The sequence below is a fragment of the Paenibacillus sp. JGP012 genome, from assembly GCF_014203995.1.
Lineage (GTDB): Bacteria > Bacillota > Bacilli > Paenibacillales > Paenibacillaceae > Paenibacillus > Paenibacillus silvae.
The window spans coordinates 22497-47371 of record NZ_JACHKG010000002.1 but is presented as its reverse complement, the minus strand read 5'-3'; the positions used below and the strand labels follow the sequence as shown (position 1 = coordinate 47371).

The window sequence follows — 24875 nt, the reverse complement described above, 5'->3', positions numbered from 1 at the left end:
ACATTGTCCGCATTCTTTAGAAAGCTTTATGCTAAGAGAGTTTGTTATGTAAGCTCTGCCATGCACATGTAATAAGGCAATTAAAGACACCCTCAAAGGGTGCCTTTACCTAACAACTGTACAATTCTGATGGATACATCTCGTTTATTTGCTAATCTGGTCTGCCTGTCCCAGCATGTTCATTATTAAAACAATGACTTCTGCGCGAGTTGTCTGTGCACTCGGTTTAAATTCGTTTGCACCCATCCCTTTTACAATGCCTCGTTCCTTCAGGACCATTGCTGAAGCTTTTGCCCAAGAGGGAATCGTTGTCTCATCTGCAAAAGGCATAGCATCATGAATTTCTGTAGATACATCAAGGGCGTTTGCAACCATCTTGGCCATCTCGGCACGTGTTAGATATGCATTCGGCCGGAAGCTGCCGTCCTGATAACCGCTAATAATGCCTGATTGTACTGCTTGTGAAACAGCCGTTTTGGCCCGTGCTCCAATCTCTGTTGTATCGGTAAACGGCAGCTCGGCTCCGACTTGCTTTGATTTCAATGCGCTCATCAGCATGACCATGAATTCAGCACGCGTCACGTTTTTCTCCGGTCTGAACGTTCCATCTGGATAACCTGTGATGATGCCATACTCTGAGGCCTGTTTAATTTCTGTCTCCGCCCAATGCCCCTGAATATCATTGTAACTACGCTCTGCTGTCGGCGGAGTAGGCTTGCTTAGAACGGGTTCACCGCTAGTCTGATCTACCGCAAGGACTGCAAATTTCGTAAAATGACTAACCTCCACTGAAATTTGATCCCCTTTTACAATCCCACCGTTTACCTTGATCCAGGCCTTGTTCATCTCATCATAATAAAATACAGCAGTCATTTGGTCACTTTCAAGACCTGTCGATTGGAATGCAAATGTAATTTTTACAGGCTTAAGAAAGTTCTGTGGAGAGTTCTTCAAAAGCTCGAAAACCGGGCTGATCAGAATCTCACCATTCGCAAGCAACGTTTCAGTGCCGGGCACTTTATCAATGGATAGGGTCAGCTCTTGTGATGATACCCCTGCTGGAATCGAGATTTGAACCTCCTTGCCCAAGCTAACCCTTCCTGCCTTCCCAGGCGGAACGGTGATTTTACCCGTTGTAGAAATAACGGTATGATCTTCAGGCGAAGTTGAAATAGAAGGCACAGCTTGCGATCCCGTTGAAGGGTTCAGTTCGGATCCTGACTGTACTGTAAACACAGAATACGGATTGGAATTCGTTGTACCTTGTCCCGCATTACCATCCGCGTTGCTTACACCGTCATTTTGAAGAGTGATGTAGTTGACCGTTTTATTGACATTAACCTGTGGAGTTAGCATTGCTGTCCATGTCACACCATTATCAGCTGATTGAACAGAGCTCAGTGTGCCATTCGAAACCATCAAATCCCCATTGGTAAAACCCGTAACCGCCTCCGAGAATGTGATTATCACCAATGATGTTTTACCGATCGTAAGTGAGGTGTCGGCTACAACAATTGTTGCCGTTGGTCGAATCGTAGTGATTGCATACGTATTGGAAGATGTTGTGCCTATACCCGGATTGCCTGCAATATCACTGATGGCTGTATTATCAAGTGTGATGTAATTGTCCGCTTTTTTGATCCCTGCCGCCGGGGTCAGCGTTGCGATCCATGTAAGACCTCCATCGGACGAACGGACATCCGTCAATGTACCATTCGATACCGTCAGAGCTGTATTGGTCAGGCCTGTCACGGCTTCGGAAAACGTGATCGTAACCTGTGATGTTTCTCCTGCAGCAAGTGTCGTATCAGACACCAAAATGGATGCGGTTGGCGGGACTGTATCAATAGCATAGGTATTGGAAGGTGTTGTACCCATTCCTACATTGCCTGCACTATCCATCACACCTGTATTAACGAGCGTAACCACGTTCGTTGCAGCAGTTATGTTAGCAGCAGGAGTCAATGTGGCGGTATACGTAATGTTATCAGAGGTGACTAAATTGCTAAGCGTCCCATTCGAAACCAACAGATCTGCCAAGGTAAAACCCACTACAGCCTCGGAGAATGTAATGGTGACTTGTGAGGGTTTCCCTGCACCGATGACCCGATCGCTCACTGCAATCGTTGCCGTTGGCCGAACAGTGTCTATTGCATAGTTATTGGACGTAGTGGTGCCCATGCCTGGTTCTTGGGCCCCGTTCATTATGCCCGAGTTGTCAAGCGTAATGAGATTGATCGCGTCCTGTACACCTTCATTCGGTGTAAATGTTGCTTTCCAGGTAACGCCTCCATCAGAAGATACAGGTGAAGTCAAAGTACCATTTTCAACGGTTAAATCCCCAGTATCCAGCCCTTGTACCGCTTCGGAAAACGTGAATGTAACCTGTGATGTTGTCCCGATCTTCAGTGATGCATTATCCATGACAATGGTTGCGGTTGGAGCCGCTGCAGATACCTTATCCAAAGGCTTAAAAAGCAACAGTCCTGTAATAAGGGATATAAGAGACAACATTAAGACCATACTCCCTATCTTTTTTCCAGACATAAGATCCTCCTCTTAACTTTCTCCTGACTATCAAGCGCCATAAACCCTACAATGATTCCTCTCTTTTACTTCAAATTCAAACTAAATGAATTCATTCGACATAAATCTCCAATTTCCTATATCCACAAAAAATAAAAATCCGACCACTCCAGGCTATTGCTATATTGAAATAAAATGTTATATATTTTCATTGTAGTCACTTTTCTCTTCTGTTAAATGAACAAACCTCTATCAATATACCTTCCTGCAACTTCTACGGTGCATGTTGAAGCACACACCATTTATACTCTAGCATTCTATTTTTCTGCTGATTCTTGCCTTTGCCGTACCTGCAACAGCTTCCGCAGGTTATCTTGGTGATAAACTCCTGATCGGTCAGAGTATGCAAAGAGGAGACTATCTGCTGTCTCAGGATGGTCGATTTAAAGCCATTTTCAGGATGACGGAAATTTTGTAATCTATAAGAACGGTTCTGCGATCTGGAGCAGTAATACCAATAAGAACGGAATCACCACATTTACCTTTGAACAAGAGCGCGGGAAACCTGTGATCCATGGATATGGATCAAAATGGCAGACGGTATATCAGTACGGCTATCGCTGGGGGCTCAATCCGGCCAACGGTAAATACGAATACTATTGGGGATACGGTTTTGATAACGTTCTCGTATTTGACGTCACTAAACAGGTAGATGCCTGGATTGCCAATACAGAAGCATGGATTCCAGGCCATCACGGAAGCACGCTGCCCGTAAATACATCAGGTGATACTCTCGTCATGCAAAGTGATGGTAACCTGGTGCTCTATAACAACACCCTGACCAACGAATATTATCCGAATAGCGGAATTCCAGTCTGGGCTTCTAATACGAACGGACGTTAAGTTAAGCGGACTAGTTATAACCAGATAACTACATGTCAGGCGGCAATGAACAACACAAAACGAGCCTTGGAATAAGCTGATAGCTTCCAAGGCTCGTTACATACATCACACAGATCAGACCTGCCCCTATTTTCCTGCTTTCTGTGCATTAGTGCAAGGGTGTTTCTATTTGTTACCTGCTTGCCCGCGAAGCTTCAGAAATACTTGATAGCTGCGCTCGGCACAGGACGAGATGGAAACGGGGTCAAACCCGACCAGATCGGCATAGAGCGTGTCATGCAGCGGAGCAGTCCAGGACTCTGGCAGCTGTGCTGCACCGAGACGTGCGCCCATGATGGAACCTACTGTAGCTCCATTACAGTCCGTATCCATACCGCCATAAACAGAGGTAACGACTGCTTTCTCAAAATCATTGCCTGCATACACCAGCGATGCTGCAACCAGCGCCGCATTGTTGTTCGTGTGCACGGCATCATAATGGCTGAACGCATCCCAGATGCGGCTCACCAGTTCCCGCTCACTGCGGGCCTGAAGGCCAATCTCCACACCTTGCAGCACATCTGCTGCCAGTCGGCTTGTTTGTGGAATTTCGCTCAGTCCAATTTCCACAATACGCTCGCTGCTATTTTCAACAAACGACGCTGCGATCATTGCAGCATTCAGCATCTCGCCATAAATGCCGTTCTTCACATGGGAGAAGGAGGCGTCCCGCCAACCGAGTTCAGCAGCCAGCTCAGGCCGCCCGGCTACACCGTAGGCCAAGCCATCAGCGCGAATGGCAGCGCCAATCCACTCACGGTATGGATTAAGGTGCATGCGTACATGCTCCTGACGCTGCGCCCAATCGACAGGTTTATCCGATTTCAGATGCGAGGTCTCCTGGGCAAAATTCATATAGCTCTGTGTCTCAGCCGTACACACCTGACTGTATGTCAGGCGGCGATGCCACAGCTTGCCAATATCCCACGTGTCCCAGTCCAGCCCCTTTTCCTCCAGCAGAAGAAGGCCCAGAAGGGTATAACGGATATCATCGTCACTCTCCATAAAACGGATTTTCTCTCTTACACTCAAAGGTCCCAGCTCCGTCAAGCTCAATCCATATTCCTGCTCTGCGCTTGAATGCTCAGGAGTATAACCTTGAATCGGCCAAGCACCCGCTCCCTTGAACCACAGCTCAATATTTTCCCAGCCCGGACGACCGTCCTTGCCATACAGATAATCCGGGTGCTCCAGCGGTTTGCCGAGTGCACAACCGACACTTCGCCCGAGCCATGCTCCGTAGAACTTGTCCCGCCATACCTGCTCGCTCCAGTTCGCCTCAAGCACACGTGGCCCATCCGGGCGTAAACGCCGAATATCCTCAAGACTTGAAGGTTCTACATAAGGAAAATCAGCCGACACCGGAAGCTCCATGAGTTCTTGGTACAATAACATTAGCTTGCTCTCGTCATGCGCGGCTGCTTCCCACTTTTGCATAAAACCCTGCGTATCACAGCCCTCTTCGCCACGTTGGATTACCTCCAGGCGCACCGTCTCACGCAGGTCTGTCCAGCCAGCCATCCTAAGATTCTCCTTGAGACGCTTGTTGTACATATCGGGCGTCTAGAATCGCGAGCGCATCAAAGAGAAGACGAATAAAGGCCTCACGGTCAACATCCATAAGCACGTTCACGTTAGGCTGCCGATCGGTCTTCATCCGCAGGTCGCCCACCGTCATACCGCGTGTATACGTTCCCTGTGTCTCAACCGTGACATCCAGCATTTTGCACTGGAACAGCTGCGGCTGCAGCAACCAGGCAATTGCGCACGGATCGTGCAGCGCATTGCCGTGATATCCCATCTTTTTGCCGAAAATAGAATAGAAGTCCAGCAGCTCTCCCACCAGAACTGAGACCGGGCCGCGTGTTTTCAACGCCTCAATCTCATCATCGAAAATAGCCGCTTTATCCGTCACATCAAGCCCACTCATCGTGATTGGAATACCCGATTCAAACACGATCTGAGCCGCTTCCGGGTCCACATAGATGTTAAACTCCGCAGTACGGGTCACATTCCCGTAGGCAATGCCTCCACCCATCATTGAAATGCCAGCAATACGGGACTTCAGCTCGGGATAGGCACGAATTAATGTTGCAATATTGGTCAGCGGTCCAATCGGCACAAGGGTAACGGGCTCATCCGATGCGAGCAGAATCTCGCGAATAAACTCAACCGCTCCCGTCTCTATGGGACGAAACCGGCTTGGCGGCAGCGCAGGGCCATCCATTCCGGATTCCCCATGAGCCTCCTCACCCGTCACCAATGTGCCAAGCAACGGCCCCTTTGCTCCCTTCGCTACCGGGATATCCGCGTCTACAAAGCTGAGAATTTTAAGCGCATTATTCGTAATTTTCTCTAACGTCTGATTCCCGCCTACGGTAGTAATGCCTTTGATCTCCAGCTGCTCCGGGTGAGCGAGCGCCAGCAGTATAGCGATAGCGTCGTCATGACCCGGATCACAGTCAATAATAATAGGTATCGTCATAAGTCTCTCCTCAGTTCGTTTTTTGGGCAAGCTTGCGCCGTTTTTTGCGTGTCTCGGCAATCGCATATACGATCAGGCCGATAATCGTAGCAGTATATGGCAGGGTGCCGATAAGCTCCGCCGGAATTTTAAGCACCTGCAGTGCATTGGCCAGTGCCTCCGCTCCCCCGAAGAGCAGTGAGGTCAAGGCTGTGCCTACCGTTGTACTGCGTCCCATAGACTCCGCTGCGATCGCAATCCAGCCTCGCCCCGCGATCATATCTCTGGTGAATAGAGACAGATATCCCATCGACATGTATGCCCCTCCCAGGCTGGCAAAGAATCCACTCAGCAGCAGCGCAGAGTACTGGATTTTCACAACACTGACACCAACGGATTGTGCTGCGTGCGGATTCTCACCGACTGAGCGAATCTGCAATCCGAGCGGTGTACGTTTTAACAGGTAATACACAGCAATGACAGCCAGTATGGATACATAAGTCAAAATATGATGTCCCGACAGGATCGGACCAAGCACCGGAATGTCCTGCAGCAGCGGAATATCTATGCTTGGCAGCACCTTGCTCGGCAATGACGTAGATGATCCTTTGTCACCACTGAGCAGGTAGAGCAGGAATACCGTTCCGCCTGATGCAAACATATTGATCGCCACACCGCCGAGAATAATATGGGTTTTGAATTTTAAAGTGAAAAAAGCAAGCATCCCGGCAATCGCCGTACCCGATAACACTGCACCAAGCAATCCGATCCAGGCATTAGCCGTGTATGAGCTGACAACAACCCCCGCCAGTGCGGATACCAGCATAATGCCCTCCATACCGATGTTAATGATTCCTGCCCGATTGGAGATCAGGGCACCTAATGCCGCAAACAGGATTGGTGTCGTTACCCGCAGTACGGAGAATGCAAAGTCAGTCGTTAAAATAACGTTCAGCAGGCTATTCATGGAGCTTGGCCTCCTTCAGCAGCATGCGATTTTTCCAGAATTTCAGGAATTGCTCCGCAGAGATCAGCAAAATGATAACCGCTTGAATGATCGATATCATCTCTGACGGCACATCGGACAGACGCGCCATCAGATCGGCCCCGATACGGATGTAGGCCAGGAAGAGCGCTGCTCCGATCACGGATAACGGATTGTTCTTCGCCAGCATGGCAACCAGAGCACCGTCCAGTCCATAGCCCGGCAGTGCGGTCCATTGGAAGCGATTATACATGCCCAGCACCTCGACCGAGCCCCCCATACCCGCGATAAATCCTGCGATCAGATGCACCAGAACGATAACCTTCGCTGTCTTCATGCCGGAGTAACCTGCAAAATCACGGTTGGCTCCTGTCATTCGCAGCTCATATCCCCATTTGGTGTGATACATAAAATAATGAGCAGCAACAATCAATACCAGTACAATAATGAGTCCAGTATGCAGACGTGTTCCCGGCAGTATTTTCGCGAGCTGTGCGGTCTCGGCAAATTTATAGGACACATTGGAGAACGCCTTGGCATCTCTCAGATGATAATTGAGCAGGTACAGACCAATGCCAAAAAAGATGCTGTTAAACATCAATGAGGTAACGAGCTCATTGGCATTCCACTTGGCTTTCAAATAACCCGGGATCGCGGAGAGAAGCGCACCGACAATAGACCCCGCCCCGATTGCAACGATCGGATGCATGATTCCATTCATGCTTAGATGAATCGCCAGCACTGCCGCCACGATCCCTGAAATGTAGAAGATTCCTTCTGCACCCAGGTTAAACATGTTGGTTTTAAACAGAAGGGACACCGATAACCCTGTAAACATAAGCGGTATCGCCATTTCCACCACGTTACCCATACGGCTTAACGTTGACAGCGGCTCAAACAGGAAGATACGAATCGTCTCCACAGGCTGGCTGCTGACGAGCGAAATAATAATAAATGCAATGGCCAGCGATATAAGAATAACGGCTGCCGTACGGTATACTTCAAAATACTTTAATCGCATCATGGGGATGCCTCCTCCTCATACTGCTCCTGCTGACGGCGAATACCAAGCATGTAAAGGCCCAACTCCTCTTCACTAACGCTGGAGGGTGAGTCCAGCCGTGCTGCAATTTCGCCTTCATACAGCACGAGCAGTGTGTCACTCATCTCCAGAATTTCATTCAAGTCTGCGGAGACAAGCACGATTGCACATCCCGCATCACGCAGCTCCAGCAGCTTCTGATGTATAAACTGCGCCGCTCCAATATCTACCCCGCGCGTAGGTTGTTCTGCAATGAGCAGTAACGGCCCGGTGGAGCATTCACGTGCAACGACCACCTTCTGCATATTGCCACCAGATAACATGCCGATGGGCTGTGACGGGCCGGAGCACCGAACCTTGAATTCCTCGATCAGCGAACTCGCCAGCTTCTGAATGGATGACATACGCAGCAGCGGCCCTCTATTCAGCGACTTGGATCGATACTGGGTGGAGATCAGATTGTCCGCAATACTTGCCTCACCTGCCGCACCCTGCCGCATCCGATCCTCAGGAATATAAGAAACACCAAGACCGCGAATCTCACGGATACCTAGAGCCTGAATATCTCTGCCATTTACCTCGACCTTGCCGCCCGCCAAACGACTGTTCAGACCTCCGGTCAGTGCTTCCACAAGCTGGCTTTGCCCGTTGCCCTCTACACCCGCAATTCCGACGATTTCACCTGCGCGAACGTTGAAGCTGACGTTCGACAGCAGTGACTTGCCTTCCGCATCGACTGCGCCCAGCTGTTGTACCGACAGGACAGGCTCTCCATAATTGTTCTGCGTTTTGTCATACTTGAGCACAACATCCCGTCCAACCATCAGCCTTGAGATTTCCTGCTCCGACACATCTGCAATGTTGAATACACCTTCCGTGCGTCCACCCCGCAAAATTGTAATGCGATCGCAGATTTCCTTCACTTCCTTCAGCTTGTGCGAGATAAAAACAATCGTATGTCCCTTCTGCTTGAGCAGCTTCAGTTCCCGGAACAGCTCCTCCGTCTCCTGTGGAGTCAGCACAGCCGTAGGTTCATCCAGAATGAGTATTTCTGCACCGCGCAATAGCGCCTTCAGAATCTCGACCTTTTGCTTCATGCCAACGCTTAAATCCTCTACCTTGGCGCGGGGATTAACGCTCAGGTTATACTTGCGGGCCGTTTCCTCCGTCATACGAACCGCTTCTGCGTAATGAATGCCGACTCCACGTCTTGGCTCCATGCCAAGCACCATATTCTCGGCAACGGTGAAGGAGGGAACGAGCATAAAGTGCTGATGCACCATACCAATTCCAAGCGCAATCGCTTCTTGCGGATTTCCCAGCTTGATCTGTTTTCCTTTTAACAAAATCTCGCCTTCACTCGGCTCCTCCATGCCAAACATCATCTTCATCAGCGTAGATTTGCCCGCACCGTTCTCTCCCGCAATGGCATGAATCTCTCCCTCCTGCAAGGAGAACTGTACATTTTGGTTAGCGACCACCCCATTGGGGTATACCTTCGTAATATTGCGCATTTCCAACAGCGCGCCGGACATGGACAGACAACTCCTCTCTACTGGCAATTTGCACAAAAAATGTACAGCGGAGAATGCAGCATATTACATCACTACATCTCCCGGCTGTACAGCATTAATGTCAAATATCTCTCATTTATGAAAATGGAAAGCTTATGGCTTCACACTATTACGAATCGCTTCAATCTCGGACGTCTCCATACCCATTGCATTGGATACGTTAATCTCTTTGTTTTCAAGCTTCTTCTTGATCTCTTCAACTTTAGCCTGCAGATCAGCAGGGAATACACTCTTATAGATGTCATTCTCTGCAATGCCTACTCCGTTCTCGACAAAGCCCATTACCTGACGTTTTCCTGTCTCCAGCTTGCCGTCCTTAGCCTTGGTTACTGCTTCGAGAATGGCTGTGTCAATCTTTTTAATCGCGGAAGTAAGGATCAGGTTAGCTTTTTCAGGGTCTGTATCTTTCAACAAGGCAGCTTGGTCAGAGTCTACACCGATGGCATATCTGGATTTTTCCTTCGCGGCATCAAAGATACCCAGTCCCGTACCCCCTGCTACGTTGAAGATCACGTCGACTCCCGAGTTGTATTGGATAAGCGAAAGCTCTTTACCTTTAGCCGGATTGACGAAATCTCCCGCATAGGACACCGCAACCTTGATATCAGGGTCTACGTATTTTGCACCTTCAATGTAACCTACGAGGAAAGCGTTGATGCCCGGAATGTCCATGCCCCCCAGAAAACCGATGACGTTGTCCTTATTTGCATTAGGCATGTCCGATTGGGTAGCAAGTGCGGCAACTGCACCTGCCAGGAAGGATACTTCGTTGGTAGAATAGGACATATTATAAACATTGGCTGGAGCTTCTTCGATATCGGTATCATAGTTAATGAACGTTTTGTCAGGGTACTGCTCAGCAGTCGCATTGAACATCTCTGTAATCTCCGAGCCGCCAGATATAACAATGTTCCAGTCCTCGGCAGCAATATCGTTAAACGTTGGCTCCCACTTTGTTTTGTCTGTACCCATCTCAATGACCTTTGTCTGGGCACCAAGCTCCGACTTGACCATCTCCAGTCCATGATTGGCAGCGTCAAAGAAAGATTTATCACCCAAGGTACCTGGAATCAACAGCACAACCTTCAGTTGATCAGTCTGTTCGCCGCCTGAGCCAGCTGTACCCGTTTCTCCTGTTGTTCCTTTCGTACTACCACATGCAGACAGAAGCAGTAACATGGCGACCATACAAATTACGAATGCATTCTTTTCATCTTCTTTACTCACACCCCTGTTTGTTGTTAAAATCATTGATAATCTGTAGTGCTTACAGCCTAGCTTTAATAAATTGGGAAATTCACAACCTGATTTTGAATTGTAATGCGTTTTCTTTACTGCAATAACCGAACGTATAAACGTTTAATTTCGTTTAACATTCGTTTATGAGTATGATCATAACAAAATTCAGCGTTGATATTTATCTGATTTCGGTCACTTTTTTGTACGATTCGGCTAAATGTCGAAATTAGGGGGAAAGCAATAATGGATCAAGTTCTATATGTTGTCAGAGCCGAACATGCCAGGTTCACGCATATCATCCCTCATCACCATGAATGTTATGAGCTGATCTACTATTTTAAGGGAAATGGAACGTCCATGATTGGAGAGCACAGCTACCATTTTCAGGCTGGTACGTATGCGCTCATCTCTCCCCATCAGCAGCATGATGAGGATCACCGCGGGGATGCGGAGGTGCTTTTTGTTGGCTTCCAGACCGATCTGTCTGAGATTGGAGAGCTTCAAGGTATGCATCAGGATGACCGGGAGCACAGCATCCACAACTACATGCTGCAGCTGAACACCGAATATACGAGACGTGGTGAGGGTGCACAGGATTACCTGAACGACCGCCTGCATCATATGCTGCTGCACCTGCTGCATCGGGGCGGTAACAGTATGTATCCACTGTTCTCCGGGGACAGGCTCCAGCATGTGCTCGCTTATATGAACGAGCATTTTACACAGCGGCTCTCCATTGAAATGCTGGCAGATATGTCGGGCTACAGCTACGATCGCTTCCGGCACCTGTTCAAAGAGAAATATGGAGCCTCTCCTTCCCGCTATATGCTAATCAAACGCCTGGATTACTCCAAGCACCTGTTAGCCAGCACACAGATGTCCATCTCAGACGTCTCCGCCGAGTCCGGCTTTGTGAATGATGCCCAGTTCTGCAACATGTTCAAACGAGAAACCGGCATAACGCCGCGCTCTTATCGCAAAAGCTTGCAGCTTAAAAGCAATTAAGCGCCACCGGAAGGCAAAAAGCCGAATGCCCCCGCCAAGGGAACATTCGGCTTCAACATCGGCACCATCTTACCTAAGAATAACTCGTGGCAGGCTGTAAACTGTTCCATGTCCAATTGATCAGCACTAAACCCATTCGGCGTAATACACACTTTTTCTGAAAGTGTTGATCTAATGATACTGTCCTTTAATTATTCTATCTTTGGATAACGGGTATCCAAATCTCACTCCTGAATTTGGGAGATGACACATCCTTGCCTTCATTCCATAAGATTTCGGGCCCCCTCGCTACTTCGTAATTTGCAGAAGGAAACCACTCCGAATAGATTTGGCTCCAGACCTGTTGTAACGTTTCGGGAAACGGTCCTACAGCTTCAAAGACGGCCCATGTCAGTGCGGGGACCTCTAATTTGGAAAAACCCTTGGGGCATTCCTTGGATGTAGCTACACCTATATAGTGATCGAGTTCTCCCTGCTCCTCCATTCGCCCTTCAGAAAAATTAACCGAAGCAGAGATTAACCCCTGCGGTTCAACATTAGAGAGCTGTTTCAATCGGTCGATATCCTCGCTGGTCAAGCTTTTCCACATGGAGGCGATCTCTGGGTTTACACCCTCAAATTGAATAGGTACTCTTTTCATAAAACCTGCAATACTGAACGCTTCCTTCTCAACAATACGATAGTTCATTGCATTTCCTCCCTGAATAGTTAATTGGAAGGTCATTCGCGGATAGGCTACTAAAGACGGCGCATGAGATCTTACTGATGAGGGAGTTATCCCGTGCAATGCCTGAAAGGCTCTGGAAAAAGCGTCTGCAGATGTATAACCGTATTTCACTGCCACATCCACAATTCTTAAGTCACCGGCCTGAAGCTCAAATGCCGCGAGAGTCAGGCGCCTCCTCCGGATATACTCCGACAGCGAGATACCTGCAAGGAAGGAGAACATTCTTGAGAAATGATAGTCCGAACACTGGGCTAATCGCGCAGCTTCTTTCACATCGATGTCTTCCTCAAGATGGTCTTCAATATACTGTAAGGCCCTATTCAGATTAGCCAGGGAATCCATTGAAATGACCTCCTTTCAGGTATAGAATATCAAGAGCGGAACGTTCACATCCGACATTTGATGCACAGATTTGTAGGGTTAAATCTAACGGAGAAACTTGCTACGTCCAACTTAACGAACAAAAAACGCCCTGTCTACTGATTTATTGAAAACCGTAGCAAGACGTGAGCTGATTTTTAGGCGTATATTTACGGGTCAATGTCTCTGATTAAATCTTTGGATCGCTTCTTCGGTTACCGGTTCAAAGAAGTTCACCAGGTTGCCATCCGGATCACGAAACAGCATTGAGCGGTTTCCCCACGGCATTGTAGTTGGTTGCTGCACCCAATAATGAATATATGCGTTCAGGCGCTCATATTCCGCTTCAATATCGGCAACATGGAACTCCAAAATGACCGGATGATTCGTGGCTCCGGCTGCATTTGCAGAGTCGGTTCCAAATAATGCTGTGGTCTGGGTGTGCCCGATGGCAAGCGTGCATGATGGTAAAACAAATTGTGCAAATACAGGTGCAGGGCGCTCCGCTGAAACCCCAAGAACGTGCTCATAGAAAGCCACCAGGCCATCTACATTGTCAGTAATGATACGTACAGAAGCAAAATTCACAACAGATCATCCTTCCTAATCTTCTTCATTATTTCCCCTAAATCTTGTTACTTGCCTGTCTCCTTGCTGTACTGATCTGATTATAAAAAAACGCCACTGACAACGTTATGTCAGTAGCGTTTATAGGTACTCTCTGGATTTACGTTCACTCTTCCTTTATCACTTACGATTTTCGTCTATTTCGCTTAAGAAATTCGTCTATTTTGCTTAAGAAAACTGACAGAAACCGGCTACAGGGTGTTGTATTTCTGTACCCATTTTGGCGAAAATATATAGCGAACCAAAACCAAATGGATAATCTCCATCCTCTCGAATCAATGTATCGGGATAACCATCTTCTTCGACTTGGAAAAAGAATGATAGTGACTCTTTCTTGAGCGTTGCGAAATAATAGTCTTCATCCTGAATCAGTCTCGGATTACCACCCACCTTAATCAGGAAAGGCTGCTCCATTGATATTTCGTCCTTGCTTCGTTCTCCGTTTGAGATAGAGTGTTTTATCAGATCCTTATGAGTAAAGGATTCCTGCGTACTTTCCGGTGAAACAGGATGTTCAATCACCTTGATTGGGCAATGAGGATAGATGTTATTTTCCAAATAGGTTTCACGGTCTTCAGGGATAAAGATCGAAATCATGCGCTCTGGTTTGAAGGGGTGGTTAAGGCTCAGATAAAAAGCATACTTTTGGTTACCTTCGTGGATGAGCTCTGATTGGTCGTCGAAAAACTCTGGTGCATTTCCGCCGATCCAGCCTGCTCTATGTTCACTGGTTAAGAACGGTTTGGCATAATAAAGAATAGATTCTACTCTAGTCGTCAAAATATCCGCTTGATTCTCTATCGTCACTTTACAACTCCCTCTCCAGAATCTGATATTCACTTGTTTTATTCGTATATAGCACTCATCTCCATTATAAAGAAGACTTGGCTTTAATCTACCTACATTCAACCTTATCCCTGGAACTTCATTAAAAGTCAGGAGACAAAAAAATCGCGTCCTCTAAAGAGAGCACGCGAGATGAAATTAATTCATTTCGTGTTTTGGCATCGACCTTAACGCTTTCTAGCAACTACCGCTAGCCGGCCATTTTCAGTCGAATATTCACATGTGGACAGTACAACAAGTTTATCACCATACCGAGCTGTGACACCTGTGTCATAAAGAGCGAGTTTTTTGATATTCTGAACATATGCATCGAACTCGGCAGACGTCTTTACATTCTCAATCTGATAGTATTTAAACACGTCATCTGATTTACGATACACTTTGGATAGAATTACAGCAACAATCTCATACTTCTCCTGTTCGTAAAGCGTGCTGAACTCAAATGCAGCGTGCTCTTTATAAAAGCTTTCGCTCTTGTATTTCATTAGATCTTTAAACATCCAGCCACTTTTCATGTGATGTCCGTGAATCAGCAAAATATCTGAACCATTGATCCGGCTATGCTTGTCCAAAAAAGGAAGGCCGCCTTGGGTTTGCTTCTTATCGAAGTCATGATTGAGATAATACTCCGCATCCTGTGGGTTTTGCATGACCGGGTACTCAATTCGCGTGCCGTTAATCTTCAGCCAGCCCACAATGTCCGAGTTCCGCTCGTAAAGGGCTCGAAATTCAGGGAGCATAACTGGATTATTCTTCTTCCTATTTAACAAAAAAGAGGGGATTTCATCCCCTCCGTTTTTATTCGACCCTTCCTCCCACATGCTCGCCAACTCATCTATTTTCTGTTGCTCAGCATAATCTCGCAGCAGCGTTCTCGAAATCGCGATGAGGGAAAATACCAGCACAAGGGAGGAAATGGCGATAAGAATTTTTTTCGTTTTACTCATGTTCTTACCGCCTTTCCGGTCATTAGATATGCTTTTTCTTCTTGTTACCGAGCAGACAGAACGTGATCGTGATCAAGGACATCAGTGCCAAAATCATATAGAACATTGGCGATATACTGTTGTCTCCTGTTTTCGGAGCATCGTCCAACTCGCTGCTGGCGTTATCAGTAACATGGTCACCGTTGTCGGTTCCACTGTTGCCAGTGTTGGTTCCGTTGTTACCATTGTTCGTTCCTGGGGTACCGTTATTGGTTCCACTGTTGCCGTTGTTCGTTCCTGGAGTACCGTTGTTGGCTTCTGGAATACCATTATCGGTTCCACTGCTGCCATTGTTCGTTCCTGGAGTACCGGTGTTGGTTCCTGGGATACCGTTATCGGTTCCACTGTTGCCATTGTTCGTTCCTGGAGTACCGGTGTTGGTTCCTGGAATACCATTATCGGTTCCACTATTGCCATTGTTCGTTCCTGGAGTACCATTGTTGGTTCCTGGGATACCGTTATCAGTTCCACTATTGCCATTGTTCGTTCCTGGAGTACCGGTGTCGGTTCCACTGTTGCCTCCGTTGTTGCCGCCGGAGCCACCACCTGAACGGATCGGTTTCATTGGCACGTCGTATTTGACAATGTCAAAATCTACAGAAATCGTACCGCTTGTGTGCGTTTCGTATCCGTCCTTCGTTACGACCAGATAGTAATCCGCTTCTGGAAACACCATGTACGCGTAGAGTCCATTGGCATCGCTATCCTGCTCTGGACTCTTGTTGTCGTGCGGCGGGAAATTGGGAACCGCTGGAAGGGTTACTTTTGTTCCCGGAATGCGGCCTTTATCTCTATTCCGCTGTGTATCCGCATAATACAGTGTAACTTTTGCTCCTTCAATCTTCTTGCCCGTGCTCGCATTACCTGTGGTTTCATCATAGACCGTACCGTAAGGGTCAACTAATTCCTCAGAGATATTCAGCTCTCCGTTAGCTTTCACATCAAGCTGCGTCACTTTGAGGAGCAGCTCCTCACCAGTCTCCACTTGATATCGAACTTCCATTGTGTACTTCTGTTCACTTAACCCTTCTACTGAGAAAGTTCCGTTCGAAGCCATTGGAAAAGCCTTAGGACTACCATTCTCCGTAATGTAATTACCGTCCCTGTCCTTCAAGTAGATATACATATGGCTGGTATACAAGTTGTTAAATAGCTCTGTTGTTCCATCCATTTGTTTGAGCAGAATGATACCTACAGCCGTAATATCCGCTGGAATGGTCTCGTCTGTAACACTGCTGTTCACATTCGCTTTTTGTGTAAACTTGACAGGTACATCTTTGCCGCCTACCCGATACACCTTCGTATATGTGATCGTGTAGTCCGTGTCAGCTACGGCTGGGACCGCATATTCACCCTTCTCGTTCGTCTTAATCTGAAGCTCTTCGCCTGTCTTCAGATCGGTCACTGTGATGGATGCATTCGGAATGATTTCCCCTGTATTGTTGTCACGCAGTACACCTTCCAGATAAGGGCGAGTATTTTTAAATTTAGCTTCAGCCACTTTTTTCTCCAGAATCACACCCGTGTGAACAAAACGTTCAGGATCCGTTACATAACCATCTTTCGTATAATCGTCCTGGGTTACCGTATACTCGAGAGATGCTGGCAGTCCTTGCACAACAAGTGTCTGACCATCGGTAAGCTCGAAGTGATCGCCGTTCTTGATCATGCCCTTGCTGCCATCTGACTTCTCATAGGCGTAGGACTCATCTGATCCCTCACCTGTGAAGGTGACTGTATACTTAAACAGCTTGCTCTTATCTTCGTCTTTGCCTTTTACTGTGTTGCTGATGAGTAGTCCGCCCTTCAAGACGCGCACGTTCGTGAATGGAGCTTCTTGATCTATGCCCTTCATCACTTCAGTATAGTACCGTTCATCAGGAGTAGTCATATACTCATCGGTTGTGTAATCTTTTTGGCTAACTGTGTATTTCAGATGTTTAGGCAAACCTGAAATATTCAGTGTCTCTCCGTCCTTGAGGCGGAAGGTGTCGCCAGACTTGATCGTACCTGCACTACCATCCGACTTCATATATGAGTAACTTTCATCTTTGCCTGTATTCTCAAAGTGAATGGTGTACTCAAACTCCTTCGTCTTATCACCACCGTTGCCCATAACCGTATTACTGATGGTCAGCTTGTTGACGATTCGTTCGTTGATGAAGTCCGCTTTATGATCACCTTTGTTCACAATGGAGCCGGACAGCTCTCTCGTATCAGGTGTGGTCGTATAGCCATCAACAGTCGTATAATCGTCCTCAGTTACGGTATAGACCAGATTCGCAGGCAAAGCGGGAAGAACTACAGATTGCCCATGCTTGAGGAAAATCTTGTCTCCACTTTTAATTGTGCCAGATGTGTTATCCGACTTCTTATATGAATATTCTTGGTCATGACCTTCACCCGTTAGGGTCACGGTGTATACAAACTCTTTGTTCGGATCACTGCCGTTGCCTTCTACCTTATTGGTAATGGTCAGCTTGCCTTGGGCAGGTGTAGGCACAATCAGCGGTTGATCCGAGGTTACTTTTACTCCGTCTACCCATAGAGGTTTCCCCGGTGTATTTCCTACGTATACTTGGTAAACTCTTGTCGTTGGTAACCAAGTCGTCGTATCAATATACGTTTCCTTCAGCTCATAGTAGCCTGGGTCAGGGAATAGCAGATTAAGTTTCCCTCCACTATCGGTTTTCCCTTTGGTAACTGTAGTTCCGTTGTCTTTTTTATAGAGTGTAAATTCTACGTCTTTCAGCGGATTTCCATTCGGATCTACTTTTCTCAGAGGCAACAAGGCATTCGAGCTTGAACTACCTGCTACGTCTGAGCTGTCCAGTGTACTTTCGCTTCTGGCACTGACAGCACTCAGACTGTCATCGCCCTCCAGTTTTACCTCGTTGCCCATTTTGTCTCCGGCTTTCGCTGTAGAGGGATCAACTTCTGTCTGGTACACAAACTGGTAAAACTTATTAGGATCATTCATTTTGAATTTCAGAACCGTAGTTCTTCCTGCACCTGGTGCAACCTCTACTTGAACTTCGCTATTAGGGTCGCTCAGGTCAAGAGCTTCACCTCGTTCCAGAGTACCACTGGCCGTTAGTTTAGCAGGATAGACGGCCATACTAGGTGATGTCAGCACAAGCTTTCCGTTTTCTTCATAACGCAGGTTCATGCCTGCACCCAGAGTATCCTCCAGATAAACGCCCTGCTTCATGTTAAATGGCGGAGTATAATTTACCGTCCATTCCAACACACCTGGAACAGGTTTAGTTACCGACTTGCCCAAAGTCTGGATCGGTACGATAATCTTACGCTGTTCGGAGAGAATCTTTTCTACTCCACCCCAAGACATATGAAGGTCAGCTTTGTTATATAGCACCTGCTTGTCCGTGCCACTCGTCGTATATTCGTCCAAATATTCCTCTAGAGCTGCGTTAGAGGGTCTTGCCTTCACCAAGATAACATAAGGACTTTCCAATTTAGAAAAATTGAACGTTCCTACGTTGCCATTATGGGTGAAGGAGCTTATAACATGAGCATCTGTGCCTGGTTCAATTATCGATTTGGCGTCGTTTCTAACACCATACTCTGTACCTGAACCGTTGTCGGAAAATCCTTTCCAAAGCTCATAATCTTTACCTTCAGAAAAAGGAACAAACTCCCATCCTTCAGGCAATGTGTCCACTAGCTTCACATTACTAATGACTCGATTACCGCCGTCTTTAGCCATTTCTTCTGTGTTATACCCAGGCATATTTACCCCTAAACGGAAGGTAACCGTCTTGGTTGTCCGGTCATAGGCAGAAATCGTCCATGCATCATTACTATCGTTTCTAATGTAACTGTTAACATTATTTGGGCTAACATTTTCAAATGTGCCATCTACTTTCAATGGCCTCGAAGCAAAGAGCATATCCTTGTTCAGCATACGCAGGTGTAGATTGGCGCTGTTTTGCGCTTGTCTTACACTTTCGCCATCAATGAGCAAAGCACGATTCGAACTTGTTTTCCCTACGTTGATGTCCTGTCTAAAAAGGATGTCCGGGTTGGTCTCCAGTGCACGGAAGCTGAAGGATGCGGAATTTTCCGTATATCCAGTCACCTTAATCAAGTCCGCCACCACTTTACCGTCCACCGTTAAAGGAATCGCCTTCATGGTCAGATTGGCTGCACTCGTCTTCAGCGTTCCTGCCTTATACTGCTTCCAAAGCTGCGCGGAAGTTACATTTGCTTTGATCTTCGCAATGGTTTCTGCACTCACTTCACCAGTTACATCTACGGCGTTGTCCAAGACGTCCAAATTACCACCATGCACCAGCACATCATATACTGCCGCATTCGGCAGAGCATATTGTGGAGCAAGGTTGACCGTCCACGTGATGCTGCCTTGATTATAATCCTCTATTGAAACAGCACCTGACTTGGTGAAATCATGCGCACCGATGTTGACGATGGCCTCGTCCGTTACTGCTGCAGGTCTTACACCCGCCTTCACATCGTTGTTCTGTATACCAGCCGGTGTATCCAAATTCCAGTTGGCACGAGGGTCAATTCTGAAGCTGGAGCCACTTATTACTTTACTTTTAATAAATAAATCCACTTTACCGTTAATATCCCCAAAAGAATACACGCCGTTTGCGTCTGGTGTAATGGGTGTTAAACCAGATTCGGTGCCATCCTCTTGCCATTCAGCCGATAAGAAATTCAGCCCGGCAGGTAATACATTGGTAATCGTAACGTCCTTCAACCCATTTTTGTTATACCGGTTAACCGTGACTTTCCAGGTAATCGTTTCACTTGCATGATCATAAGAGGCACTGGATTGAATCCAGTCGGGGGCAAAGGACATCTCCAGCCCGGCCTGTACCAGCATGCTATCGTCTTGTCTCAGTTCCACTTTACCAGTCATATCCCGGTGGCTGCGTCCCAGATTGCTTGGTGGATTCCGATACTCGTAATAATACGATTCCTTAGGAATCCAGGTTTTATATTCCACTTTCGGTTCGGGACCTGTTCCCTGTGGAAAAATATAAGTCAACGATCCATCTGCTCCAACGACTGGGGATACGTTCTGATCATTAACTTTGAACGAGCCTTCCATATAAATACCGCGTGAATTTCCAAAGCCCGTATTATAGGTTGAGGGATTTGTATAGAATGTCTTCCCGTCTAATGGCAATTTGATCGTTTTATCAAACTGATCGGAAGCAGATACGGTTGACTGCCAAGTAATCGCACCTTCAATGAATTGAGCCGGCTGAAGCCCGCGATAACTATACTGATCCCATCGGATCATTCCAGGCGAGGTTAACGTGATACCGTACTCTGCTGTAACATTTGGATTCTCTAGCTGATATGTACTACCAAAGATGTTGATAGGCTTCTTATCGCCATAATCCAATCCCGTTACATCTGCATCAGCTGTCGTTTCGAAACTGAAGGTAATACCTCGTCCTACACCATTGAAAAAGTTATCATCACCGTCAAAGACAACTCGAATGCTATTTGGAGTAAAATAGGCAGTACCTAACTGTTTGGTGCCTGAGTCAGTCTGTGCATACAGGGGTCTCGTCGCTGTCGGAAGCACGACTTCCTTGAAGTAATCCTCTCTTTTCAGCTCAATCCAGTCACCCTTTTGAATGTATTTCTCAGGATCTGCATTCGTTGGATTGGAATCATCCCCATTGACGGGTACCTTGAGCCCTTCCGATTTGAGCGTAAATGGTTGTCGTCCCTGAATAATACCGTTCAGATCAATAACCACATTCCCTTGCTTCAATTCCAGCGGAAAAGATGCATTAGATTCCATAAATACAGATGTTTTATCCATTGGAACTGCTTCCATCATGATGGAATTGTCTGGTACATCTTGTACTTCCTCAGATACTGAGGACGGTTCATCCACAATCGGTGAGTCGGGCTCACTAACCGTTTCCTCAGACGGTTCGTCCACAATCGGCGAGTTGGGCTCGCTAACCGCTTCTACTTCAGTATCGTTAGGTACACTCTCTGCATATGCAGCAGTGGAGAACATCACTGTCTGCATAACAAGCATAATTGCCAGAAATAAAGACAATAACGGTTTACCTACATTGCGTCTTTGCTTCAATACGAGAATCTCCTCCTTTTTAAAATATTTGGCGGAACCAAGAGACTTTTTCTTTCCCTCTGCCCGCTCTTCTCCTTACAACAGGAAATTGATAAAAAATTACATCCCATTTGTAGGGCATACCTGTCCATTATAAATTAGAGGTCTAACCAAATTCTGACCACCAGTATATAAGCCCGTTTAACATGATTCGCACTGAGTTGCCTCCATCAGCTATGTGCCGCATTTTTAGCGTTGAATATTTGGTTACGAATCTTACATCAACGCAAAAAAGCGCCCTGTTTACTGATTCATAATCAGTAAACAAAGCGCAATTCATGGAGAGCCTCACTTCAACTTCACATGCACATTCTCTGTGCGATGCCGAAGTTTGGACTATAGATTAAATTTATTCGGGTATATACGGAAGATCGAGTATCTTCGGAACGTTGATCACATGCTTCTCTGTATACGTGAGGATACCCTCCGCGCCATATTCGCGGCCAATACCCGATTGCTTGAAGCCACCAAAAGGGAAGCGAACATCAAGCCCCTGCACAGCAGCTGTATTGATCATGGTCGTTCCAGCTTCGAGTTGACGTGCAACGGAGATGGCATCTTCTTCTTTCCCCCACACAGAACTCGTCAATCCATATATGCTTTCATTGTGTAATTTAACGACCTGCTCTTCATCGTCATATGGCAGAATCGGAACGGTAGGACCAAACTGTTCTTCCACCACAATCGGATCATTATAATCGCAATCTAATACAAGCGTAGGTTGCAGGTAGTAACCTTGCTCAAACCGCTTTTGATCAAGGATTTGGCCGAGCGGGATGACCTTAGCTCCGCGCTTCTGCACATCTTCAACCAAACCACGCACGTAATCTCTCTGCTTCAGGTTATTAACGGGACCCACCGTCGTATTTGAATCAAATGGATCACCTATTCGAATCCAGCGATTTGCTGCCTCTATATATTTTTCCACAAATTCATCATAAATAGAACGGTGTACATACACGCGTTTAGCAATCATACAGATTTGGCCTGTTGTCAGGAAATTAGAGATGACAATCCGGCGCATTGCTCGCTCATCATGAACATCAAAGCTTTCCAAGAAGATCGCCGCATCATTCCCGCCAAGCTCAAGCGTCATATCCTTAATCGTTTCAGAAGCAGCTTTGATAATATGCTTCGCTGTTGCCGTTCCACCTGTAAAGGCGATTTTAGTCACAAACGGATGGCTTGTCAGTTCAACACCCACATCCGCATCACCATAAACGACATTGATTACACCAGCCGGGAACTCACTCGCAATGATCTCTGCCACCTTCGCCGCCGCCAGTGGTGCATATGGACTTGGTTTGAGCACAATCGTGTTGCCCGCAAGCAAGGCAGGTGCGATTTTAATCGTAGATAAGGCAATAGGATAGTTCCATGGACTAATCGCTGCCACCACACCGATTGGATCATAGGATATAATGGTTTTACCATGGTCATGCTCGTGAATCTCTTCCGCCAGAACTGACTTGGCCTCATTACAAGCAAACTCCATCCACATTAATGAAACAAAAATTTCACCATGTGCATCATACACAGGCTTACCATGCTCTCTAGACAGCAAATGCACAATTTCATTCTCCGCTGCTTTAATTTTCTCTATCGCCTTGCGCATCCGAATAATGCGTTCATCAACCGAGGTCTGCTTCCATGTTTTAAAAGCTCCTGCTGCCGCTTCGATCGCCTCAACTGCTTGTTCTTTCGTCGTGACAGGGAAATAACCTACAATTTCAGATGGGTTTGCCGGATTCTCTTTTGCTAACTGCGAAAGGGATTTTACATGCTGACCATTAATGAAGGCTTCAACGATAACGGTCTCTTGGTCTGCTTGAATCGACATTTGAAATCCCCTCCGTTATTTAGATAAGTTGAACTAAAAATTTTACACAATCCACTCCGATGACAGAATAACCCTCCAATCGCTGTTATCCCCAGATTTTTCTATTCCTTTTTCTAAAGGGGATAATCCGGTGATAAAGGCGACCGCTCCGCTTTTTCAGGTTTTTTCTGTCCTCTCCGTTAACGTGTAAATGACTCGTTCAACTGATGTAGATCTGTTAATTCCAAACTTCCTCTGCAATTTCCCTAACATAACGAAGTTTCCGCCATTGCTGTTCTTCTGTTAAAATATTGCCTTCTTCCGTGGAAGAAAAGCCGCATTGTGGACTCAAGCAAAGTTGCTCAAGAGGAACGTAGGTAGCCGCTTCTGCAATCCGATCTTTAATCTGCTCTTTATTTTCTAACTCGCCAGTTTTCGATGTGATTAGACCAAGCACGATTTTCAAATCTGTTCGATTCACATATTTTAATGGCTCGAAACCACCTGAGCGCTCATCGTCAAATTCTAAAAATAAGCCATCTACATTTAAGCCTCCAAAAATAACCTCAGAGGCATAATCGTAACCACCCGTTGAGAAATAGTTGGATTTATAGTTACCCCGACAAATATGCATCGTCACAACTAAATCTGCCGGTTTATGAGCCAAAGTTTCATTAATCATACGCTGCATCGTTTTCAACTCTTCTGCCGGTTCCAAACCTTTAGCGCGCAGTTTATCATGGCCAGCCTCTGAAAACAGATCCGCCCAAGCTGTATCATCTAATTGCAGGTAACGACATCCTGCATCATAGAAGGCTTGAATGGCTTTTTGATAGGCCGCAACTGTATCCTGAAGGAATTGCTCTCGGTCCGTATAGCTGTTAGCGCCGTTTTCCAATCGATAAAGAAGCATATTTGGACTTGGGATGGTTTGTTTTGCTACGGCATCACCTGCATGCTTTTTCAAAAATTTAAAATGCTCCACAAAGGGATGCGTAGAGAAGCCGACTTTACCTACAACTCGAATTCCACCCTTGCGAGTCTGCATGTTATGGAATTGAGGTCCATCAATTTCCTCATACAGCTCTACACCGTCCAAGCCGCCCAGAAAATCAAAATGCCACCAGCTTCTGCGGAACTCACCATCCGTAATAGCGAGTACGCCATTTTCTTTTTGTTTTCCAATCAATCGGATAATCTCTTGATCTTCTACTTCTCTTAGTTCCTCATATGTAATGTTGCCTGATTTATATTGTTCACGTGCCTGACTTAAGTTTGCAGGACGCAGGAAGCTTCCAACATGATCATTACGAAATGGTATCATAGAAAAATCTCCTTCTAACTTTTAGTTTCCTGAGTATAGCATGATCAAAATGGTTACATGTTATATGAAAAAAGCATGACTGGTCATAGTTTTTAGCAATAACAAAAAGACCTCAACAAGCAAAAAATCCACAACCTTATAGGGTAGTGGATTTATAGGGTGGAGCGAAATGCTGTGATCATCATTATCATGACCATCTCATGTGCGCTGGAGAACAAACGTAATCATTTTGAATTGGATATAATCGAGATACGGAGCTTGGTC

16 protein-coding genes are annotated in these 24875 nt (G+C 46.5%); 2 read left to right on the top strand and 14 right to left on the bottom strand.

Annotated elements, in window-relative coordinates:
* Positions 1 to 144: 144 nt before the first annotated feature.
* A complete protein-coding gene (locus HNR77_RS02740) occupies positions 145 to 2466 on the bottom strand; it encodes an Ig-like domain-containing protein (RefSeq protein WP_184180551.1) in 2322 nt (773 codons plus the stop codon).
* Positions 2467 to 3093: 627 nt separating this feature from the next.
* Between HNR77_RS02740 and HNR77_RS02735 the strand changes: the two genes are divergently transcribed.
* Positions 3094 to 3429 carry a hypothetical protein gene (locus tag HNR77_RS02735; RefSeq protein WP_184180549.1) on the top strand — a complete coding sequence of 112 codons (336 nt, stop codon included), beginning with the start codon at positions 3094 to 3096 and terminating at the stop codon, positions 3427 to 3429.
* 165 nt (positions 3430 to 3594) lie between these two features.
* On the opposite strand, the gene HNR77_RS02730 is transcribed toward HNR77_RS02735, so the two are convergent.
* The 6 genes from HNR77_RS02730 to HNR77_RS02705 all read right to left on the bottom strand — a co-directional run bounded on the left by HNR77_RS02730 (position 3595) and on the right by HNR77_RS02705 (position 10712).
* Entirely contained in the window at positions 3595 to 4989 is a 1395-nt protein-coding gene (locus HNR77_RS02730; RefSeq protein WP_184180547.1) for an ADP-ribosylglycohydrolase family protein, read from the bottom strand.
* 1 nt (position 4990) lies between these two features.
* On the bottom strand, positions 4991 to 5953 hold the full coding sequence (locus HNR77_RS02725; RefSeq protein ID WP_184180545.1) for a nucleoside hydrolase: 963 nt from the start codon (positions 5951 to 5953) through the stop codon (positions 4991 to 4993).
* Between the two features lie 10 nt (positions 5954 to 5963).
* Positions 5964 to 6899, bottom strand: a complete 936-nt coding sequence (locus HNR77_RS02720; protein ID WP_184180543.1) for an ABC transporter permease — start codon at positions 6897 to 6899, stop codon at positions 5964 to 5966.
* On the bottom strand, positions 6892 to 7941 hold the full coding sequence (locus tag HNR77_RS02715; protein ID WP_184180541.1) for an ABC transporter permease: 1050 nt from the start codon (positions 7939 to 7941) through the stop codon (positions 6892 to 6894). The genes HNR77_RS02720 and HNR77_RS02715 overlap by 8 nt, the downstream gene beginning before the upstream one ends.
* A complete protein-coding gene (locus HNR77_RS02710) occupies positions 7938 to 9494 on the bottom strand; it encodes an ABC transporter ATP-binding protein (protein WP_184180539.1) in 1557 nt (518 codons plus the stop codon). The genes HNR77_RS02715 and HNR77_RS02710 overlap by 4 nt, the downstream gene beginning before the upstream one ends.
* 132 nt (positions 9495 to 9626) lie before the next feature.
* Entirely contained in the window at positions 9627 to 10712 is a 1086-nt protein-coding gene (locus HNR77_RS02705; RefSeq protein WP_260410257.1) for a BMP family ABC transporter substrate-binding protein, read from the bottom strand.
* A 303-nt stretch (positions 10713 to 11015) separates the two neighbouring features.
* On the opposite strand from HNR77_RS02705, the gene HNR77_RS02700 reads away from it, so the two are divergent.
* Positions 11016 to 11777, top strand: a complete 762-nt coding sequence (locus HNR77_RS02700) for an AraC family transcriptional regulator (RefSeq protein ID WP_111269790.1) — start codon at positions 11016 to 11018, stop codon at positions 11775 to 11777.
* Positions 11778 to 11973: 196 nt separating this feature from the next.
* Here the strand turns inward: HNR77_RS02700 and HNR77_RS02695 are convergent, their stop codons facing one another.
* From HNR77_RS02695 to HNR77_RS02665, 7 genes are all read right to left on the bottom strand, one after another.
* Positions 11974 to 12846, bottom strand: a complete 873-nt coding sequence (locus HNR77_RS02695; RefSeq protein WP_184180535.1) for an AraC family transcriptional regulator — start codon at positions 12844 to 12846, stop codon at positions 11974 to 11976.
* 195 nt (positions 12847 to 13041) lie between these two features.
* Positions 13042 to 13452, bottom strand: a complete 411-nt coding sequence (locus HNR77_RS02690) for a VOC family protein (protein WP_184180532.1) — start codon at positions 13450 to 13452, stop codon at positions 13042 to 13044.
* Between the two features lie 207 nt (positions 13453 to 13659).
* Complete coding sequence (locus HNR77_RS02685) at positions 13660 to 14298, bottom strand: hypothetical protein (protein WP_184180530.1); 639 nt, start codon at positions 14296 to 14298, stop codon at positions 13660 to 13662.
* 206 nt (positions 14299 to 14504) lie between these two features.
* Entirely contained in the window at positions 14505 to 15284 is a 780-nt protein-coding gene (locus HNR77_RS02680) for a class B sortase (protein ID WP_184180528.1), read from the bottom strand.
* 22 nt (positions 15285 to 15306) lie between these two features.
* On the bottom strand, positions 15307 to 21429 hold the full coding sequence (locus tag HNR77_RS02675) for a DUF7601 domain-containing protein (RefSeq protein WP_184180526.1): 6123 nt from the start codon (positions 21427 to 21429) through the stop codon (positions 15307 to 15309).
* 388 nt (positions 21430 to 21817) lie between these two features.
* Positions 21818 to 23308 carry an aldehyde dehydrogenase family protein gene (locus tag HNR77_RS02670; RefSeq protein WP_184180524.1) on the bottom strand — a complete coding sequence of 497 codons (1491 nt, stop codon included), beginning with the start codon at positions 23306 to 23308 and terminating at the stop codon, positions 21818 to 21820.
* A 217-nt stretch (positions 23309 to 23525) separates the two neighbouring features.
* On the bottom strand, positions 23526 to 24611 hold the full coding sequence (locus tag HNR77_RS02665) for a 5-methyltetrahydropteroyltriglutamate--homocysteine S-methyltransferase (RefSeq protein ID WP_184180522.1): 1086 nt from the start codon (positions 24609 to 24611) through the stop codon (positions 23526 to 23528).
* Between the last annotated feature and the right edge of the window lie 264 nt (positions 24612 to 24875).

Bases quoted from the DNA above. Each gene is read 5' to 3' on its own strand.
- HNR77_RS02730 (WP_184180547.1), bottom strand. From the start codon at position 4,989: ATGGCTGGCTGGACAGACCTGCGTGAGACGGTGCGCCTGGAGGTAATC.
- HNR77_RS02725 (WP_184180545.1), bottom strand. From the start codon at position 5,953: ATGACGATACCTATTATTATTGACTGTGATCCGGGTCATGACGACGCT.
- HNR77_RS02720 (WP_184180543.1), bottom strand. From the start codon at position 6,899: ATGAATAGCCTGCTGAACGTTATTTTAACGACTGACTTTGCATTCTCC.
- HNR77_RS02715 (WP_184180541.1), bottom strand. From the start codon at position 7,941: ATGATGCGATTAAAGTATTTTGAAGTATACCGTACGGCAGCCGTTATT.
- HNR77_RS02710 (WP_184180539.1), bottom strand. From the start codon at position 9,494: ATGTCCGGCGCGCTGTTGGAAATGCGCAATATTACGAAGGTATACCCC.
- HNR77_RS02705 (WP_260410257.1), bottom strand. From the start codon at position 10,712: ATGTTACTGCTTCTGTCTGCATGTGGTAGTACGAAAGGAACAACAGGA.
- HNR77_RS02700 (WP_111269790.1), top strand. From the start codon at position 11,016: ATGGATCAAGTTCTATATGTTGTCAGAGCCGAACATGCCAGGTTCACG.
- HNR77_RS02695 (WP_184180535.1), bottom strand. From the start codon at position 12,846: ATGGATTCCCTGGCTAATCTGAATAGGGCCTTACAGTATATTGAAGAC.
- HNR77_RS02680 (WP_184180528.1), bottom strand. From the start codon at position 15,284: ATGAGTAAAACGAAAAAAATTCTTATCGCCATTTCCTCCCTTGTGCTG.
- HNR77_RS02670 (WP_184180524.1), bottom strand. From the start codon at position 23,308: ATGTCGATTCAAGCAGACCAAGAGACCGTTATCGTTGAAGCCTTCATT.
- HNR77_RS02665 (WP_184180522.1), bottom strand. From the start codon at position 24,611: ATGATACCATTTCGTAATGATCATGTTGGAAGCTTCCTGCGTCCTGCA.